14 protein-coding genes are annotated in these 17,331 nt (G+C 67.9%); 9 read left to right on the top strand and 5 right to left on the bottom strand.

The window, feature by feature from the left end:
• Window positions 1-42: 42 nt before the first annotated feature.
• From KQ303_RS12775 to KQ303_RS12785, 3 genes are all read right to left on the bottom strand, one after another.
• Window positions 43-2,706 carry an MGH1-like glycoside hydrolase domain-containing protein gene (locus tag KQ303_RS12775; protein WP_259730578.1) on the bottom strand — a complete coding sequence of 888 codons (2,664 nt, stop codon included), beginning with the start codon at window positions 2,704-2,706 and terminating at the stop codon, window positions 43-45.
• Window positions 2,707-2,770: 64 nt separating this feature from the next.
• Complete coding sequence (locus KQ303_RS12780; protein ID WP_094512978.1) at window positions 2,771-3,217, bottom strand: Rrf2 family transcriptional regulator; 447 nt, start codon at window positions 3,215-3,217, stop codon at window positions 2,771-2,773.
• The gene (locus KQ303_RS12785; RefSeq protein WP_255100768.1) at window positions 3,214-4,776 is read right to left on the bottom strand and encodes a UbiD family decarboxylase; all 1,563 of its coding nucleotides are present in this window, start codon (window positions 4,774-4,776) and stop codon (window positions 3,214-3,216) included. The genes KQ303_RS12780 and KQ303_RS12785 overlap by 4 nt, the downstream gene beginning before the upstream one ends.
• Window positions 4,777-4,833: 57 nt before the next feature.
• On the opposite strand from KQ303_RS12785, the gene KQ303_RS12790 reads away from it, so the two are divergent.
• The 6 genes from KQ303_RS12790 (at window position 4,834) to KQ303_RS12815 (ending at window position 10,600) form a co-directional block, all read left to right on the top strand.
• Window positions 4,834-5,592 carry a 2-phosphosulfolactate phosphatase family protein gene (locus tag KQ303_RS12790; protein WP_399233774.1) on the top strand — a complete coding sequence of 253 codons (759 nt, stop codon included), beginning with the start codon at window positions 4,834-4,836 and terminating at the stop codon, window positions 5,590-5,592.
• Window positions 5,593-5,666: 74 nt separating this feature from the next.
• Complete coding sequence (locus KQ303_RS12795) at window positions 5,667-6,485, top strand: carbon-nitrogen hydrolase family protein (protein WP_259730631.1); 819 nt, start codon at window positions 5,667-5,669, stop codon at window positions 6,483-6,485.
• Between the two features lie 35 nt (window positions 6,486-6,520).
• Window positions 6,521-7,603: an N-acetylmuramoyl-L-alanine amidase gene (locus tag KQ303_RS12800; RefSeq protein ID WP_259730632.1), complete on the top strand. Its 1,083-nt coding sequence runs from the start codon at window positions 6,521-6,523 to the stop codon at window positions 7,601-7,603.
• On the top strand, window positions 7,600-8,433 hold the full coding sequence (gene murI, locus KQ303_RS12805; RefSeq protein ID WP_259730579.1) for a glutamate racemase: 834 nt from the start codon (window positions 7,600-7,602) through the stop codon (window positions 8,431-8,433). Before KQ303_RS12800 ends, murI begins: the two co-directional genes overlap by 4 nt.
• A 23-nt stretch (window positions 8,434-8,456) precedes the next feature.
• A complete protein-coding gene (gene sds / locus KQ303_RS12810; RefSeq protein ID WP_259730580.1) occupies window positions 8,457-9,428 on the top strand; it encodes a solanesyl diphosphate synthase in 972 nt (323 codons plus the stop codon).
• A 308-nt stretch (window positions 9,429-9,736) separates the two neighbouring features.
• On the top strand, window positions 9,737-10,600 hold the full coding sequence (locus KQ303_RS12815; RefSeq protein ID WP_259730581.1) for a RodZ family helix-turn-helix domain-containing protein: 864 nt from the start codon (window positions 9,737-9,739) through the stop codon (window positions 10,598-10,600).
• Between the two features lie 59 nt (window positions 10,601-10,659).
• Here KQ303_RS12815 and KQ303_RS12820 read toward each other — a convergent pair whose 3' ends face one another.
• Complete coding sequence (locus KQ303_RS12820) at window positions 10,660-11,655, bottom strand: sensor domain-containing diguanylate cyclase (RefSeq protein ID WP_255100765.1); 996 nt, start codon at window positions 11,653-11,655, stop codon at window positions 10,660-10,662.
• A gap of 148 nt (window positions 11,656-11,803) precedes the next feature.
• Here KQ303_RS12820 and KQ303_RS12825 point away from each other — a divergent pair, with 148 nt between their 5' ends.
• Window positions 11,804-14,332, top strand: coding sequence for a type II CAAX prenyl endopeptidase Rce1 family protein (locus tag KQ303_RS12825; RefSeq protein WP_259730582.1), 2,529 nt, complete (start codon window positions 11,804-11,806; stop codon window positions 14,330-14,332).
• The gene (locus KQ303_RS12830; protein ID WP_259730583.1) at window positions 14,329-14,712 is read left to right on the top strand and encodes a hypothetical protein; all 384 of its coding nucleotides are present in this window, start codon (window positions 14,329-14,331) and stop codon (window positions 14,710-14,712) included. The genes KQ303_RS12825 and KQ303_RS12830 overlap by 4 nt, the downstream gene beginning before the upstream one ends.
• A gap of 59 nt (window positions 14,713-14,771) precedes the next feature.
• Here the strand turns inward: KQ303_RS12830 and KQ303_RS12835 are convergent, their stop codons facing one another.
• On the bottom strand, window positions 14,772-15,572 hold the full coding sequence (locus KQ303_RS12835) for a prohibitin family protein (RefSeq protein ID WP_094512986.1): 801 nt from the start codon (window positions 15,570-15,572) through the stop codon (window positions 14,772-14,774).
• 276 nt (window positions 15,573-15,848) lie between these two features.
• On the opposite strand from KQ303_RS12835, the gene KQ303_RS12840 reads away from it, so the two are divergent.
• Window positions 15,849-17,318: an iron uptake porin gene (locus KQ303_RS12840; RefSeq protein ID WP_259730584.1), complete on the top strand. Its 1,470-nt coding sequence runs from the start codon at window positions 15,849-15,851 to the stop codon at window positions 17,316-17,318.
• Window positions 17,319-17,331: the final 13 nt, after the last annotated feature.

Genomic DNA, 17,331 nt, shown 5'->3' on the forward strand with positions numbered 1-17,331 from the left:
GTGGCGGCGGAACAGAGGGGAAGGCAGAGACAGCTGCTGCGATCAGGGCAGTGGATATTGGGAGAGTTGGTTGATCATCTTGCAGACGATCGCACTCCAGCCGGTCTGGTGGCTGGCGCCCACCCCACGGCCATTGTCGCCATGGAAATACTCATGAAACTGGATCAGATCACGCCAATGGGGGTTGTGCTGAAACAGATCCACATCCCCGAGGAAGGCGCGCCGGCCCCGGCTGTCACGGCGGAAAAGATTCACCAGACGCTGCTCCAGCTTCAACGACACATCCCAGAGGCTGAGCCATACGCCGGAGCCGGTGGGGAACTCCACCGTGAAGCTGTCGCCATAGAAATGGCCGAATTTTTGCAGAGATTCGATCAACAGATAATTAAGCGGCATCCACACCGGCCCACGCCAGTTGGAGTTGCCACCGAACATGGCCACCGGGCTGTCCGCCGGTGAATAGGAGAGGCAATCTGATTCACTGCCTTCGGTGTAGCAGAAGGGTGCGGTTTCATACACCTTCGACAGAGAGCGGATGCCATAGGGGGACAGGAACTCCGCTTCATCGAACAGCCGCTCACAGATGCGGCGCAGCCGATCTTCCGGCACCAGGGAAAACAACAGCCGGTCGTTGTGGCGCCGGCCCAGGTGCGTTTCCACCCAGGAAGGGGAGGTGCGCTCGTGGGTGTACCACGCCATGCTGTTCTTCACATCCAGCACCGGCAGACGTTCCAGCGTTTCCTGATCGAAACTGGCCACCGCCAGCAGGGGAATCAGGCCAGCAATCGAGCGGCTGCGCAGGAAATCGGTGCTGCCATCGGGCCGCTTGATCACGTCGTAGTAGAAGCCATCCTGTTCATCCCAGTTCAGAAATTCGTTGTCTGTGGGGGTGTTGAGCGTGAGGTTGAGCTGCACGAAGTCGTAGACAAAACGCTCACACAGATCCGCATACTCCGGTTCACTCACGCTCAGCTCCACGCTGATGTTGAGCAGATTCAGGCTCAGCGACGCCATCCAGGCGATGCCATCGCTTTCGCCGATGTGGCTACCATCGGCGAGCGGAAAGCGCCGGTCGAACACGGCAATGTTATCCAGCCCGAGGAATCCTCCCTCGAACACATTGTCGCCCGAACGATCATTGCGGTTAGCCCACCAGCCATATTCCAGCAGCAGCTTGCGCAGCGCCGCCCGCAGAAAAGGCATGTCCGGTTCACCGTTCTGCTTGCGGTCGATCTGATAAACACGCATCGCCGCCCAGGCGCCGATCGGTGGGTTCGGATCGGAGAGCGCCCATTCGTAGGCAGGGGTCTGGGCGTTGGGCGCCGTGAAGCGGGGGCTGCGCAGCAACATGCACTGCTCCTTGGCGGTGGCCGGATCGAAGCCGGCGAAGGCCACGGCATGCACCATCAGATCCCACTGGCAGAAATAGGGGTATTCCCATGAATCGGGCATGGAGATCACATCTTCCACATGCAGACGGCGCCAGGCCGCATTGGCGCTCCTGAAGCGCTCCGGCGGCGGCACCGGCTGGCCCGGATCCCCCTCCAGCCAGCGTTTCACGTCCCAGCTGTAGTACTTCTTGCACCACAGCAATCCGGCGGCGCCTGCGAGGTGAATGCGGCGGTCGTCGGCTTCCAGCCCAGGCACGCAGTGCTCGAAGTAGGCCCTCCATTCCTGCTCGCGCGCCTGATGGGTGGCCTCGAACGCCGCGCCGAACGCCGCCGGCTGCTCGCCCGCCCACAGGCGCAGGTCCACCACCCAGGTCTCCCCCGGGGCCAGTGTGCGGCGCAGCAAGCGGGCCGCCTTGGTGCCCCGCTGGGCGGGGTTGATGGCTCCCTCCTCCCCCTCCACCACATACCGGTGAAAGCCGTCCTTCTGATACGGCCGCTGGTTGGGCTGGCGGAACAGGCGCTCGGTGTTGGTCTCGTTGTCGGTGAAGATCCAGGGGCCAGGCTCGGCGCAGGCCAGCCGGTACGACCCGAGGCCAGGCAGCACAGGGGTGCGCAGCAGATCCCCTTCAAGCTCCAGCGGCTGCTCGAGCGCGCCCGCATAGCCCCAGCTCCAGGTGTTGCGCAACCACAGGGTGGGCAGGAGGGTGAGCGGGGCAGGATCAGGGCCTCGGTTGGTGAGGCGCAAGCGGATCAGCAGGTCGTCGGCCGCCGCCTTCGCGTACTCCACCTCCACATCGAAGTAACGGTCGTCGTCGAACAGCCCGGTGTCGACAAGCTCGTATTCCGGGCTGTCGCGCCCGCGCCGCCCGTTCTCGTGGATCAGGTGGTCGTAGGGGAAGCAGCGCTGGGGGTACTTGTACAGCCCCCGCATGAAGCTGTGGGTGGGGGTGTTGGCCAGGTGAAAGGTGTAGTCCTTGATGTCTTCGCCGTGGTTGCCTTCCGGGTTGCCCAGCCCGAAGGGCCGCTCCTTGAGGATGGGATCGAGGCCGTTCCAGAGCGCCACCGAAAAGCAGAGGCGGGCGTGCTCGTCGCACAGGCCCAACAGGCCGTCCTCCCCCCAGCGGTACACGCGCGAGCGGGCGTGGTCGTGCGGGAAGGAGCGCCAGGCATCGCCGTCGGCGGAATAGTCCTCCCGCACCGTGCCCCACTGACGATCAGGTAGGTAGCTGCCCCAGAGCGCCCAGGGCACCAGCCCCTGATCCCGTTCGGCCATGCGGCGCCGTTCGGCGAACTCGATGGCGTCGCGGTCGGGCATCAGCGCGTGATCAACACCTGGCCATCCTGGCCGGGTTCGGCGGTTCCGCAGGCCGCTCTGTGCGTTAGCCCACCATCAGGCCGCCGTCTTCACTGAGGCATTCCTGCCAGCTGCGCAGATCGAAGAGAAGTTCCTCGAGCGTGAGCACGGCCAGTTCCTGCTCCAGCGCCCGCTGCAGACGCCGCACCAGAGCCTGGGCCACCTGCTCGCCCGCCAGTGCCGGGTCGCTGGCCGTAGCTGCCGCCGGCCCCAGCGCCGGATCAGCCTGCACGGCTTGCAGCACGGTGGCGACAGGAATCGCCGCCGGTACCCGCCGCAGGCGGTAGCCGCCGCTGCGGCCCCGGCGCGCCTCCACCAGATCGGCCCGCCGCAACTGCAGCAGAAGTTGCTCCAGCATCGGGGCCGGAATCGACTGAGCGGCGGCGATCTGCGTCACCGAGCGCCAGGCGCCCGGCTCCCTGGCCAGCTCCAGCAGCGCCTTGAGCGCCTGCAGGCCGCGGCGCTTGATCAACGCCGTGCCGCCAGACGCTCCAGCACGTTCTCGAGGGTGTAGCCGAACAGGGTGGGATCCGGTTCGGTGGCGTCGATGTCGGCCAGGCCCAGCTCCTGCCAGCGGGCATCGAGCCGGTCTTCGATCGCCGCCGGCCGGCGGAGCGGTTCGCCCCAGTCGTGGCGCTTTTCCGGCCCGACCTTGGTGGTGGCATCGATCGCCAGACGGCCGCCCAGCCCCAGACGCTCGCTGGCGAAATCCAGCGTGTCAAACGGGGTGTCCTCCAGCACGAACAGATCACGCTGGGGATCCACCTGGGCACTGATGGCCCAGATCACCTGGCGCGGGTCGCGGATGTTGATCGACTTGTCGACCACCACCACGAACTTGGTGTAGGTGAACTGGGGCAGGACGGTCCAGAAGGCCATCGCTGCCCGCTTCGCCTGGCCTGGATAGGCCTTGTCGATCGAGAGCACAGCCAGCTTGTAGCTGAGCCCTTCCATCGGCAAGAAGAAATCGATGATCTCGGGCACCTGTTGCCGCAGGATCGGCGTGTAGATGCGGTTGAGCGCGATCGCCAGCATCGCCTCCTCCTTCGGCGGGCGGCCGCTGAAGGTGGTGAGGAACACCGGGTTCCGGCGCTGGGTCATGCACTGGAAGCGCACCAGCGGGGACGCCTCGACGCCGCCGTAGAAGCCCATGTGATCACCGAAGGGGCCGTCGGGCAGTTCCTCGCCGGGGGTGATCGTGCCCTCCAGCACCACTTCGCTGTGGCTGGGCACCTCCAGGTTCACTGTTTTGCACTTGGCCAGCCGCACCCCTTCGCCGGCGTAGATGCCGGCGAATAGCCATTCGGAGAGCTGCACAGGGATCGGGGTGGCGGCGGCCATCACCAGCAGGGGGTGCACGCCGATCGCCACGGCCACCTCCAGGGGCTTGCCCATGGCCGCCGCCTTGCGCAGGTGGCGGGCACCGCCACGCACGCTCAGCCAGTGCACCGTCATGGTGTTCACCGACTGGCGCTGCAGCCGGTAGACACCCACGTTGGGCACGCCCGTTTCCGGGTCCTTGGTGATCACCAGGCCGAGCGTGATCACCCCGCCGGCATCGCCGGGCCAGGGGCGCAGCAGCGGCAGGCTGTCGAGGTTCACGTCCTCCCCCTTGAACACCTGCTGGTGGCAGGGCGGCAGCAGGTCGAGGTCGGGGCGGGCCTTCACCACATCCCAGAGCACCCCGCCGAAGCGCACCGCCTCGCGCAGCCCCTTCGGCGGCCGGGGCTGCTGCAGCAGGGCCAGCCGCGCGCCGAGATCCTCCAGCTCTTCGGCCGACTCCAGGCCCATGCTCCACACCACCCGCTGCACGGTGCCGAGCAGGTTCACAGCCACCGGCATCGGGCTGCCGATCACGTTCTCGAACAGCAGGCCAGGGCCCCCGCGGGCCAGCACCCGGTCGGCGATGGCGGCCAGTTCCTGGTCGGGGTCGACGGGGGCTGTGATCCGCCGCAGCTGGCCGCGCTGCTCCAGTAGCGACAGAAAGCCCCGCAGATCTCTGGTGGAACTCCGCGGCAGCGTGGCCGTCATTGAGTGGGTCATGAGCGTCGCTGCCTACTGTGACGCACGCGACCCGTGCCCTGCGCCGTGCAGATCCATACCTTCCACACCTCCGAAGATGTGCCAGACCGCGGCCCTGGAGCGGCGGCGGCGGGCCCGGATGCGGCCGTGGTGATCGACGTGCTGCGCGCCACCACCACGATCGCCTGGGCACTCCAGAACGGCGCCGAGGCGGTGCAGGCGTTCGCCGATCTCGACAGCCTCAAGGCCGCGGCCGCGGCCTGGCCGGCCGCGCAACGGCTCACAGCCGGCGAACGGGGCGGCGCCCGGGTGGAGGGCTTCGATCTCGGCAACTCCCCCCTGGCTGTCACGCCGGCGCTGGTGGCGGGCAAGCGCATCTTCATGAGCACCACCAACGGCACCCGCTCGCTTGACAAGGTGTGCACTGTGCCCCTGCTGCTGACCGCCTGCCTGCCCAACCGCGCAGCAGTGGCGGCGCGGCTGCTGGAGCGGCAGTGCGAGCAGGTGTGGATCGTGGGCAGCGGCTGGGAGGGCTCCTATTCGCTGGAAGACACCCTGGCGGCTGGCGCGGTGGCCCAGGCGGCGATGGATGCCGCAGCCGCTGGCGGCCGGTCAGTGGAGGCGGGCAATGACGAGATGGTGGCGGCGCTGGCGCTGTGGGAGCAGTGGCGCCACGATCCCGAAGGCTGCCTGCGTACCGCCAGCCATGGCCGGCGGCTGATCGGCCTGGGCGATCACGACGATGATTTCCGCTGCTGCGCCACCGTGGATTCGCTTGAGATCGTGCCGATGCAGGCCGAGCCAGGCGTACTCAAAGCCAGCTGAAGCCGGCGCCCAGCCCCTTTCCGGCGCCGGAAGGCAGCTCCCTTACAGTTCCGCCGACCTCTTCCCTGCTCATGGTGACGAGCTTCCTGGCCGCTGCTCTGCAACTCACCAGCACGCCCGATCCGGAGTCCAATTTCGCGGCCGCCGAGGAGCTGATCGATCTGGCGGCCCGGCGCGGCGCCGATCTGGTGGGGCTGCCCGAGAACTTCGCCTTCATGGGCAACGACGAGCGGCGGCTGGAGCTGGCGGGCAGCCTGGCCGAACGCTGCAGCCGCTTTCTGGTCACGATGGCGCGGCGCTACCAGGTGACTCTGCTGGGCGGCGGCTATCCGGTGCCGGCAGGGGAGCGGGCCACCTTCAACCGCGCAGAGCTGGTGGGCACCGAAGGCCAGCTGCTGGCCCGCTACGACAAGATCCACCTCTTCGACGTGGATCTTCCCGATGGCAACACCTATCGGGAGTCGGGAACGGTCAAAGCGGGCGATACCTTGCCGCCGGTGGTGGATGTGCCGGGCCTGTGCCGCATCGGACTTTCGATCTGTTACGACGTCCGCTTTCCCGAGCTCTACCGCCACCTAGCCGGTGCTGGTGCTGAACTCATCATGATTCCGGCCGCCTTCACCGCCTTCACCGGCAAGGACCACTGGCAGGTGCTGCTGCAGGCGCGGGCGATCGAGAACACGGCCTACGTGATGGCACCGGCCCAGACCGGCCTGCACTACGGACGCAGGCAGAGCCATGGCCACGCCCTGGTGATCGACCCATGGGGCACGGTGCTGGCGGATGCGGGAATTTCCCCCGGGCTGGCGGTGGCGCCGGTCGACCCTGATCATGGCCAACGGGTTCGCACCCAGATGCCGAGCCTGAACCACCGCCGTCCTTCGCTGTTCTGACCCTGGGGAAGCCCTGCCCGTCACTGCTCACCACGCTGCGGGCGTCGTGCCGCGCGATCGCCCTCGCCACGCTCGCGCCGTCTGCCCTGCTGCTGGCCTCTCTGCCGGCCCACGCCGCCAGCGCCCTGGCCGCCTGGCGCGTCAGCCGGGATGGGGTGCTTGAGCTGCGAACCTCGCCCTCAATCTCCCTGCAGGCCTTCTACGAAAGCGGCAGGGGCGCCCAGGGTCCTCGGGTGTGGATCGACCTCCCCGGCGCCCCGGTGCGGCCTCGCACCCTGCGCGGCAGCGGCGCCCTGCGCGAGGTGCGCATCGGCAAGCCCGATCCCGGCACCACCCGCCTTGTGCTCGAATTCGCCCCAGGCACCCAGCTCGATCCGCGCAACATGCGCCTGGTGGGCACCGCCCGCGACCGCTGGCGCCTCGAGCTGACCGGGCTGGGCTCCAACCGGCTGATCTCCACCCTCGGCGAAGGCAATGTGGAGGTGGCAGGCGGAGGCTGGGTACGGCCGACTCCTTTCGGCGGCAGCCGCCCCCTCCCCTCCACCGGCGGCATGCCCGCAGTGCCGCGTGGCCGCTTCCGGGTGGTGATCGATCCGGGCCACGGCGGACCCGACCCGGGCGCCGTGGGCATCGGCGGGCTGCGGGAAACCGATGTGGTGCTCGACATCTCGTTGCAGGTGGCCCAGCTGCTGCAGAGCAAGGGTGTGCAGGTGGTGCTGACGCGCACCTCCGAAATCGACGTCGACCTGCCGCCGCGGGTGGCGCTGGCGAACAGCAGCGGTGCCCAGGCCTTCCTCAGCATCCACGCCAACGCCCTGAGCATGGCCCGGCCGGATGTGAACGGCATCGAAACCTTCTACTTCCAGGGCGCTCAGTCGCGGGCGCTGGCGGAGGCCGTGCAGGAGGAGATGCTGCGGGTTTCACCCGGCAGCCCCGACCGCGGCGTCAAGACCGGCCGCTTCTTCGTGATCCGCCGAACGGTGATGCCCGCGGCGCTGGCGGAAACCGGCTTCGTGACAGGCGATCTGGATTCCCCCCGGCTGGCGGATGCGGAACACCGCCAGCGGCTGGCCCAGGCCATCACCCGCGGCATCATGCGTTACCTGGGGGGCGGATGAGCAAGCGACGCATCGGCCTGCTCGACAGCGGACTCGGCGGCCTGACCGTGCTGCGCCGCCTGGTGGAGCGGCATCCCGACCAGCCCTACATCTACCTGGGCGACACCGCCAGGGTGCCCTATGGCGAGCGCTCCAGGGGGGAGATCCGCTCGATTGCCGCCGAGGTGGTGAGCTGGCTGCAGCTGCAGTCGGTCGATGTGGTGCTGATGGCCTGCAACACCACCCATGCCCTGGCCCTTGATGTGGTGGAGGCCATTGCCGGCCGCGAGGTGCCGGTGCTGGGTCTGATCGACAGTGCTGCCACCGTGGTGCAGGGGGAACGGGTGGGCGTGCTGGCCACGCCGGCCACCGCAGCCAGCGGCGCCTATGGACGCGCCCTGCGCGCCGTGCGTCCGTTCATCAAGGTGGTGGAAGTGGGCTGCCCCGCCTTCGTGCCCCTGATCGAGCGGGGTGATCTCACCGACCCGCAGCTGCGCGAGGCGGCCCACACCTATCTGAAGCCCCTGCTGGCCGCCGATGTGGACACCGTCGTGCTTGGCTGCACCCACTACCCGCTGCTGGAAGACCTGCTGCGGGAGCTGCTGCCCCAGCACGTGGTGCTGGTGGATCCGGCCGAGGCCGCCGTGGCGCGCCTGTCGGTCTGCATCGGCCGAACGCCGGCGCCGGTGCCGCAGCTCTGCGGCCTGCACCCGTCTCCCGCTCTGGCCAGTGGCAGCCGCTTCTGCGTGACCGGCGATCCGGAGGCCTTCGCCCGTGCAGCCATGCCCTGGCTGGGCTGGCGGCCGGTGGTGGAGCAGGTGGCGCTCTCAGCGCCGATCCAGGCCTTCTAGGATCCATCCACTGAGCAGGGGTCATGGCCACGGTCGCGCAATTGCTCCAGCCGGTCGAGAACGACCTCGAAACTCTGCTGAGCGATCTGCGCAGCCTGATCGGCGCCGGCCACCCGATCCTCCAGGCTGCAGCTGAGCACCTCTTTAGTGCCGGTGGCAAACGGATCCGCCCCGGCGTGGTTCTGCTGCTCTCACGGGCTCTCAGCCCTGATGGTGAGCTCTCCAGCCGGCACCGGCGCCTGGCTGAGATCACCGAAATGATTCACACCGCCTCCCTCGTCCACGACGACGTGGTCGATGAGGCCTCCACCCGCCGCGGCGTGGACACGGTCCACAGCCGCTTCAACAATCGCCTGGCGGTGCTGGCGGGCGATTTCCTTTTCGCCCAGGCCAGCTGGCACCTCGCCAACCTCGACGACCTCGATGTGGTGAAGCTGCTCTCGCGCGTGATCATGGACCTGGCCGACGGCGAAGTGCGACAGGGGCTGTTTCGCTACGACACCGGCCAGAGCTTCGAGACCTACCTCGAAAAGAGCTACTGCAAAACTGCCTCGCTGATCGCCAACAGCGCCCGCGCCGCCGGGGTGCTGAGCAACCTGCCGGTCGATCGCCTCGATCAGCTCTACCGCTTCGGCCGCCAGTTGGGCCTGGCCTTCCAGGTGGTCGACGACATCCTCGACTTCACCGGCAGCGATCAGCAACTGGGAAAGCCTGCTGCCAGCGATCTGGCCGCCGGCTACCTCACGGCCCCGGTGCTCTTCGCCCTTGAGGAACGTCCGCCCCTGGCCGGGCTGATCGAGCGAGAGCTCTGCGAACCCGGCGACCTTGATCAGGCGCTGGAGCTGGTGCGGGGCTGCGAAGCGATCCCCCGGTCGCGCGCGCTGGCCGAAGGTTTTGCCCGAGAGGCCGGCGAAGCGCTCCAGTGGCTACCGCCTTCCGCCTCCAGCGACGCCCTCAAGGCCCTGCCGGACTTCGTGCTCAGCCGCCTCTATTGAGCGCGCTTTGCCCAGCTGAGTGGGCTTGCTCCGCCGAATCGCACGGCCGTTTGACCTGCTCTCATGCAATGGCCAGAGCAGGTTGCTGCACGAGGGATGGATCCATTCACCGAGAAGCCAGTTCTCCTTCACACAGGCTGCTTCAAAATCAGGCAGGTGTGAAGATTCAAAGCCACAAGATCTCTCACGTTTTGCTAGCGATTGGCGGGCAGCTTTACCCATGCTGAAAAGGAACCCTCCCATGGACATCAATCAGCACCATTTCGAGCTACAAATCCTCTGACCTCCCCCTCTCAGAGATCCACACCATGAGCGAGGGCAGTCCCTCCAACCAACCCGTGCCCGACGTGGACGCCCAGGATCAGGCCTCGGCTAATGCACTGGGCGCATTGGGAGCCCAGCTCCGTAAAGCACGCGAGGCCAAGGGCATTGCCCTGGCGGAGCTTGCCAAGCGCCTGTTCTTCCGCGAGGAGCAGTTGAACGCGCTTGAAGCCGGCGACCGTGCCGCCCTGCCCGAGCTGGTGTACGTGATTGCCCAAGCGCAGCGCGTGGCCGGGGTGCTCGGGCTGGATGTGGCGCCGTTGTTGCAGCCGCTGCGCAACCTGCAGAAAAGTGGCCTCACCCACCGCTGCCTGGACCCGAGCACCTCAACGACACAGCAGACGGCGCCAGGGTCCGCCAAGACCGCCGCCGCAGGCGTGATGGTCCGTTCCATTGCCGTGATGGCTCTGATTGTGGGCGCTGGATCGGCGCTGGTGTGGGGCTGGCGGCGCTTCGATGCCGGCACCCTCCAGACACGGCTTTCGGCGCAGCCAGCTGCCCCCTCCCCTGCACGGCCCGAGCCCCCGGCCAACGAACCAGCCCCTGCCATGGTTGCCCCGGTGGCCGTGCCGCCAGCTCCTGGCGATCTGCTGCTGAGCAGCAGTTCCCCCAGCTGGCTGGAAGTGCGCCAGGTGGGCGGCCCTGCCGGCGAGGAGGTGGTGTTCCGCGGCACCTTCAAGGGGGAGCGCCACTTTCCGCTCGGCGATGGACTCAAGGTGCTGGCCGGGCGCCCCGACCTGGTGACGGCCCGTCTGGAAGGCAAACCGGCTGAGCGCCTCGGTTCGATCGAACAGGTGCAGTGGCGCACCTTCAAGACTTCAGCAGCGGATCCGTCCGCTCCGCCTCCCTGAGCACAAGAAGCCACCCCCCCAAGGGGCACCTCCGCAGGGTTGTTGGGGCGGAGCGGCCTTCATTCCCTTTCCATCGCCACAATCTGATCGCGACCGTTTATCCGGGCCAGTTCGGAGGCTTTGGTTGCCCGCTGGAACATGCCGGCGAAATCGGCGTCGGTGTCGCTCATGGTGGTGACTCCACCGCTGAGATGAATCTGCTGCTCGCTGTGGAAGGACGACACACCAATATGGTGGGCGCCCTCCAGCACGCTTTCCGCCAACCAGGTGGCCTGCTCATCGGTGCTGTTGATCAGCAGAATCGCGAACTCCTCGTCGCCCACCCGTCCGATCAGATCCTGGTCCGCCGCGTGGCTGCGGCAGAGATCGGCCACTTTCACCAGCACCTCATCGCCCGCCTTGTGGCCTGAACGGCTGTTGATCATCCTGAAGTTGTCAATGTCGAGAATCACCAACGACAACGGCACCTGACGCTCCCGCGCATGCCTCAGTTCGAGTTCGCCGAGCTGCAGGAAAAGGCTGCGCCCCAGCAGATGGGTGATCGGGCAATGCAGCGACTGGCGGCGCATCTCGATTTCCCGCATCGCCAATTCCGCAATGCGCTCCAGAAGACGGATCTGCTGATCGCTGGGCTGGCGAGGCTTGCGGTCGATCACGCACAGCGTGCCGAGGTTGTGGCCGTCTTCAGAGGTAAGCGGTGCGCCTGCATAGAAGCGAATCCTGGGCTCCTCCAGCACGAGGGGATTGGTGTTGAAGCGCGGGTCTTCGAGCGCATCGGGCACCACAAGCACGCCGTTGCCGGCGATGGCATGGGCACAGAAGGCCATCTTGCGCGGTGTCTCCTCGATCTCCAGCCCCTGGCGGGCGATGAACAACTGGCGGTCGGCATCGATCAGGGAGATCAGGCCGATCGGTGTGTCAAGCAACTCGGTGGCCAGCTCCAGCAGGCGATCGAGGTGCGGATCCTTGCGATGGTTGAGCAGGTCGTGGCGCTCCAGCGAGCGCAACCGCTGGAGTTCATCGACGGGGACCGGGTAGTCGGGGAAGGGGGACATTGCAAGGCCACGCGCAGACAGCTCCTGCCTCTGTTGTAGCCAGGCCGGGCTGCGTCACGCCCTGAACAAGTGGGCTTGGCAACCGACTGGCATGCAAAACAGCAGCCAAGTGGCTCCCGTAACCTCGGCTCTTCCCCCGGTCGCCGTCGTGCCTCCCCGAACGCGCCGGCTGCGGCCCCTGCCCAGCACCAGAAGGGCGGCGACCCTGGCCGCTGGTTTCGCCGCCGGTCTCGCCGCTGTTCTGGCGGCCTTGCTGGCGGTTCTGCTGCCCATGCTTCAGTCGGCGCCGGCGGCGACCAGGCCGTCCAGCTACGCCCTGGCCTGGGAGCAACCCTTCAACCGCCCAGATCACTACCCCCTTGATCAGCGTCCCGATCCGGCGCTCTACAAGCCGAACGGCGCCTGGATCGGCCGGCTGATCCTGCCGGAGGCGCGCGCCGCGGATCCCGCCGGTCAGGGTCAAAGCGCCCAGGATTCCGGCGCCGACTGGGTGTGGCTGGAGGTGCAGCACGCGCCTCCCCAGCACGAGAAACTGGTGGGCCAGCGGCTGCGGCTGGGCTGGCAGGAGCGGCCGCCGTTGCAGGCCATGGTGCGCACCGTCAGCACCGACATCCGCTTGGATGCGGCGGCCCATGCGGCGATCGCTGCCGGCAACGTGGTGCCGCAGCGGCTCGATGGCCGCCGCGGCGTGGGTCCGCTGCAATCGCTGGCCGGGGCTCGCCCCCACGACGACGTGATCGTGCGGCTTGAGGACGTAGAGCTCACTACCAGCCCTACCGGCAGCCCCGGCCTGGCGATCGCCCAGCCGCCGGTGCAGATCACCGGGCGCTACGTGGCCCTGGTGCAACTGCTGCAACCAGCCGCCGCCGCCGAGAACCCCGACGGCGATCGCTTCGAGGTGCGGCACTTCGATCGGCGCCAGGGCGGATTCAGCGGCCCGCTGGACGTGGTGCGGATTCCGCGGCAGCCACCCGATCGCGATGGGCGCCGGCTGTTCAACCCGGATGGCCTGGTGGGGGATCCGATCGGCGCCTCCGGCTGGCTGGTGTACGGCGCGCCCGATGCCAGCGGCCTGTTCACGGCCCAGGCACTGCTGCCCCGGGCGCTGCTGCAGCCCCAGGCCGATCAGCTGGTGCAGGGCCGCGGCGCCGGCCTCGACTACGTGCTGCACCGCAACTGGGCCCGCACCCCCGAGCGCAAGGGCCGCTTCTCACGGGTGCAGGTGGGGGGAGAAGGCAGCTGGCAGCTGGGCGAGCGGGGCCTGCTGATCCACAGCTTCGGCGGCATCGGCGGGCCCGCTGGCGAAGCGATCGTGGCCGGCACCGTGACCGGCCACTTCGCCTTTGGTGACGCCGAACTGGGGCGCGACCCCTTCAGCGGTGAGCCGCTGTTTGCGCTGCGCTTTCACCAGATCTATGCCAACAACCCCAACGGCATCGTGGCCGGCACCCAGGACTGGAGTGCCTACAGCGGCGATCTGCAGCGGGGCTGGCTGTGGCTGCGACCGATCTCCGATGTGCTGATCCGTCAGGACCTGTTCAGCGACGTGCAGCTCGGCCACCGCCGCTTCTCCCTGCTCGATGAACTGGGGGTGCAGGCCAACGTGATGATGGCCCGTTACCGCAGCGGCGACGGCACGGGCCTGTCGTCGGTGACGCCGGCCACCTCCTGCGTGCAGGATTCCAGCCAGACCCTCTACATCGCACTGCAACGGCTGCGCCAGCAGGTGCTGGCCGATCCCGGGCTGATGGCCTGGTGGCGCGCCCATCCCAACGACAGCGACAGCCGGCGCTTCGAGCGGCTGCTGGCCCTGGGCCGGTCACTCGACGACCTGCTCACTCCCTTCGGCATGGTGCGCTCCGACTGGGTGCGCAACGCGGCAGTGGTGGCCGGCGCTGACACGCTCACCAGCGGTGAGCAGCACTTCGTGCGCGGCCAGAGCGTGCGCGATGCCCTGCTGAGCTGGCGTTCGATGCTGCCCCGCCGCGGCCATGACGACATCGCCCGCGTGTTCCTCCAGAACGGCTCGCAGCTGTGGTTCCAACGCACCAACCAGGTGCCGGGCCGCGACCCCGAGCTGCTGCCGCTGGCACCCACGCTGCTGCTCGGCCAGTGGCCCTGGTTGTCGGTGCCGCTGCGGCGGCTCTCCGATGCGGTGAGCACGCCGCTGCTGGGCGGCAATGGGCTGGTGGCGGCGCTGGGAATGCTGCTGTACGCACTGGTGGCCCTGCCACTGGCGCGGCGCAGCGGCCTGCTGCGGCAGGGCTGGCGCTGGCGACCGCTGGGGCCAATGCTGCGCCAGGCGCCGCTGCTGCTGCTGATGCCAGCGCTGGGGGAGGAAGCGGTGTTCCGCGCCGCCCTGCTGCCGGCAGCCGCAATGGAGGGGGTGGGGCCCTGGTCGTCGCTGGCCTGGGGCGCCCTGAGCGTGGGGCTGTTCGTGGCCTACCACCCACTGGCTGGCGCCACCTGGTACCGGCCGGGGCGGCAGCTGTTCCGTGATCCGGCCTTCCTGCTCTCCTGCAGCTGGCTCGGCGCCGTGTGCGCGGGCGTCTTTCTGCTCAGCGGCTCGCTGTGGCCGCCCGTGCTGATCCATTGGCTGGCCGTGACCCTGTGGCTGTGGCCCCTGGGCGGACGCCTGCGGTTGAGGATGGAGGCCCCCAGGCCTGTGGCCCCATGACCCTCGAACGGTTCAAGCAGGCCCTGGCCACATTGATGGAGCAGGCGCCCACCGACCCCCTGGAGCGGGATGAATTCTTCGAAGTGAACCCGCTGCCCGCCGCCGATGGCCCCTTTGAGGTGGTGGTGGTCGACGAGGAGCAGGGGATCTTCGCCGCGCTCTATCTCGACCGCCTGTTCGAGGAGGAGGAAGCTGAAGGCCAGGACGAGATTGAAGCGCTGGTGCCCGCCTACCTGCAGGAGGCGTTCGGGCTGGAGCGGCACGACTGGCAGGCCACCGCTCCCTTCGATCTGGGCTGGCGGTCGCGGGAATTTCTCTGGTTTCTGGAATTCCAGCTCCCCGGTCTCACGCCGCCCTGTCACAGCGACGCTGTCAGCTGAGTGAGGGCTGGCGCGGGGCGCAGACGGCTGAGTGCGTGCTGACGCGGGCTCAGAAGGCTTCAACGCCCCCTGACGATCACCGGCGTGCCACCGCCTGGAGCGGTGCCGGGCAGGGCGGGTACCACCGAGGTCTGACCGTCCCATTTGTCGAGGAACAGCTTGTAGAGCACCTGGTCATCGAGGCTGGAGTTGAGGATCTGGTAGCGCTTGGCCTCCTGATCGGCGATCTTCACTTCGGTCTGGGCGCGCAGCAGCCGCTGCTCGGCGATCTGTTTCTGTTCGATGGCGGCGCGGTATTCCTCGGCGATCTGCAGACCGGTGAGGTCGAGGCCCTGCACGATCACGTAGTTGAACTTGCTGAGTTCTTCCGCCACCTTCTCCTGCACCAGGGCGGAGATGTCGTTCCATTCGGTGGCGATCGTCACCAGCTCGTACTGGGAAAACACCGATTTGAGCGCCTTGAGCAACGAGGGCTGGATCACCCGTGGATAGATCTGGGAGTTATCGGTGGCGATCGTTTCGAACACGCGGGCCGCCTCGCTGGGCTTGATCGCGTACTTCACCGTGGCGGTGGCCTCGATCACCTGCAGATCCTTGGTGAGGGTGGAGAACTGCTCCGGCCGCACCTGGGTGCGCACATCAAAGAACGAGGTGGCCTGAATCAAGGGGATCTTGAGGTTGGGGCCTGGGTCGCGCTGGTTGCCGGTCACCTTGCCGAGCGTGGTGACCACGGCGACGTTGCCGGCCGGCACGATGAAGATCGTCTGGGTGAAGAGGATCAGCAGCGCCACGGCGCCGGCGATCAGCAGCTGAAACATGGCGCCCGGGCCATCACCGGCCGGTCGCATCGAGCCTTGCATGGTGGTGGGGCGTGGGGAGTGCGCACCCTAGGGGGAGCCTGTGGCGGGAGTGCGAAGCAGGAAACCGGGATCCCACCGCCAGCAGGATCCCGCCGCCGGCAGGCGCTGAGCAAAGGGAAGCGTTGAACTGAACAACCGCCGATGATGGGCGTCACAGTGCTGCCTCCGGTGCCGCGCCCCGTCCCGCTTGGCCTGCTGAGCCTCGTTCCGTGGTCGCTTGCTGTGGCTTCGGCAGCAGGAGCGCCGGCGACCGCAGCTCCTGTGGAGGCGGCTCCTGTGGCCGCCCCGTCCGAAACCATCGCCTGGACCGAGACGGCCCTGATGGACCTGATGGCATCGCAGGGGTGCCGCACCAACAGACTGCCGACAACAGCCGGGGGTCAGCGGGCCCTGAGCCGCTGGAAGGCGGCCGCCATGCTGCAGGCCTGCCTTCAGCAACTGGCGCCGGCGACAGGCGACCTGCAGCAACTGCAGCACGAGCTCGCCACCGAACTGGCCGTGTTACAGGGGCAGCTCGGCAACGAGCAGGCCCGGTTGCGAGCGCTTGAAGCTACCGCGTTCTCCACCACCACCACCCTCAGCGGCCAGGCCAGCTTCGTGCTGGGCACCAACGCCTTCAGTGGCTCAGCCGCAGGGCTGGTACAGCAGAACCGGCAGGCCTTCGGTGCCGCCAGCTTCAGCTACGACCTGCAGCTCATCGCCGACACCAGCTTCAACGGCAAGGACCTGCTGCGCACCACGCTGCGGGCGGGCAACCTCGCAGCCAGCAGCTTCGGTGGCGCCGGGCCCAGCAACCTCTCGACCCTCGCCGCCGCGTTTCAGGAGGACTGCGGCTTCAACGTCAGTAATTGCGGCAACGCGCTGGCGATCGATCGCGCGTTCTATCAGTTCCCCCTGGGGGCGGGCTTCACCGCCACCATCGGCGGCCGCGTCGAGCAGGACGACATGCTCGCCCTCTGGCCCAGCGTCTACCCGGCTTCAGCCGTGCTCGACCTGTTCACCCTGGCCGGGACTCCAGCCGCCTACAGCGAGAACCTGGGGGCAGGCGTGGGCCTGTGGTGGGCCCACCGGGGCTTCAGCATCAGCGCCAACTACGTGGCCGCGAGTGGCAATGCCGGCAATGCGGGCCAGGGGGGTTTCGGCACCGCCAACGCCGGCGCCACCGGCACCGTTCAGGTGGGTTACGGGCACAAGGCCTGGGCCGTGGCGGCGGTGTACACCCGCCTGCAGAACACCAACGGCCTGATCGGTGCCGCCAGCCCCTTCACCACCGCCAGCCTCAGCGTCCCGGGCACCACGGAGGCCTTCGGCCTGAGCGGCTACTGGCAGCCGTCACGGGCGGGCTGGTGGCCCTCGATCAGCGCCGGCTGGGGCCTCAACAGCACCACCTATTCCAGCCGCGGCCTCAGCAGTGGGCTGAGCAACAGTGGCTCTGGGGGCAGCAACGGCCTCGTGGCCACCAGCCAGTCGTGGGCGGTGGGCCTCCAGTGGAGCGACGTGCTGGGCAAGGGAAATGTGCTCGGGATGGCCGTGGGGCAACCGATCGTGGCCACGCGGCTGGTCGGCGGCGGCGGCGGCCAGGACAGCAATCTGGTGGCCGAATGGTGGTACAGGCTGCAGGTCAGCGACAGGATTGCCGTGACCCCGGCACTGTTTCTGCTCAGCCGTCCGCTCGGCGCTGACACCCCCGCAGGAGAGCAGTTCCGCCAGTTCGGCGCCCTGATCACCACCAGCTTCCAGTTCTGAACCCAACCGGCCA

It is taken from the genome of Synechococcus sp. CS-1333 (genome assembly GCF_025128015.1).
Lineage (GTDB): Bacteria > Cyanobacteriota > Cyanobacteriia > PCC-6307 > Cyanobiaceae > MW101C3.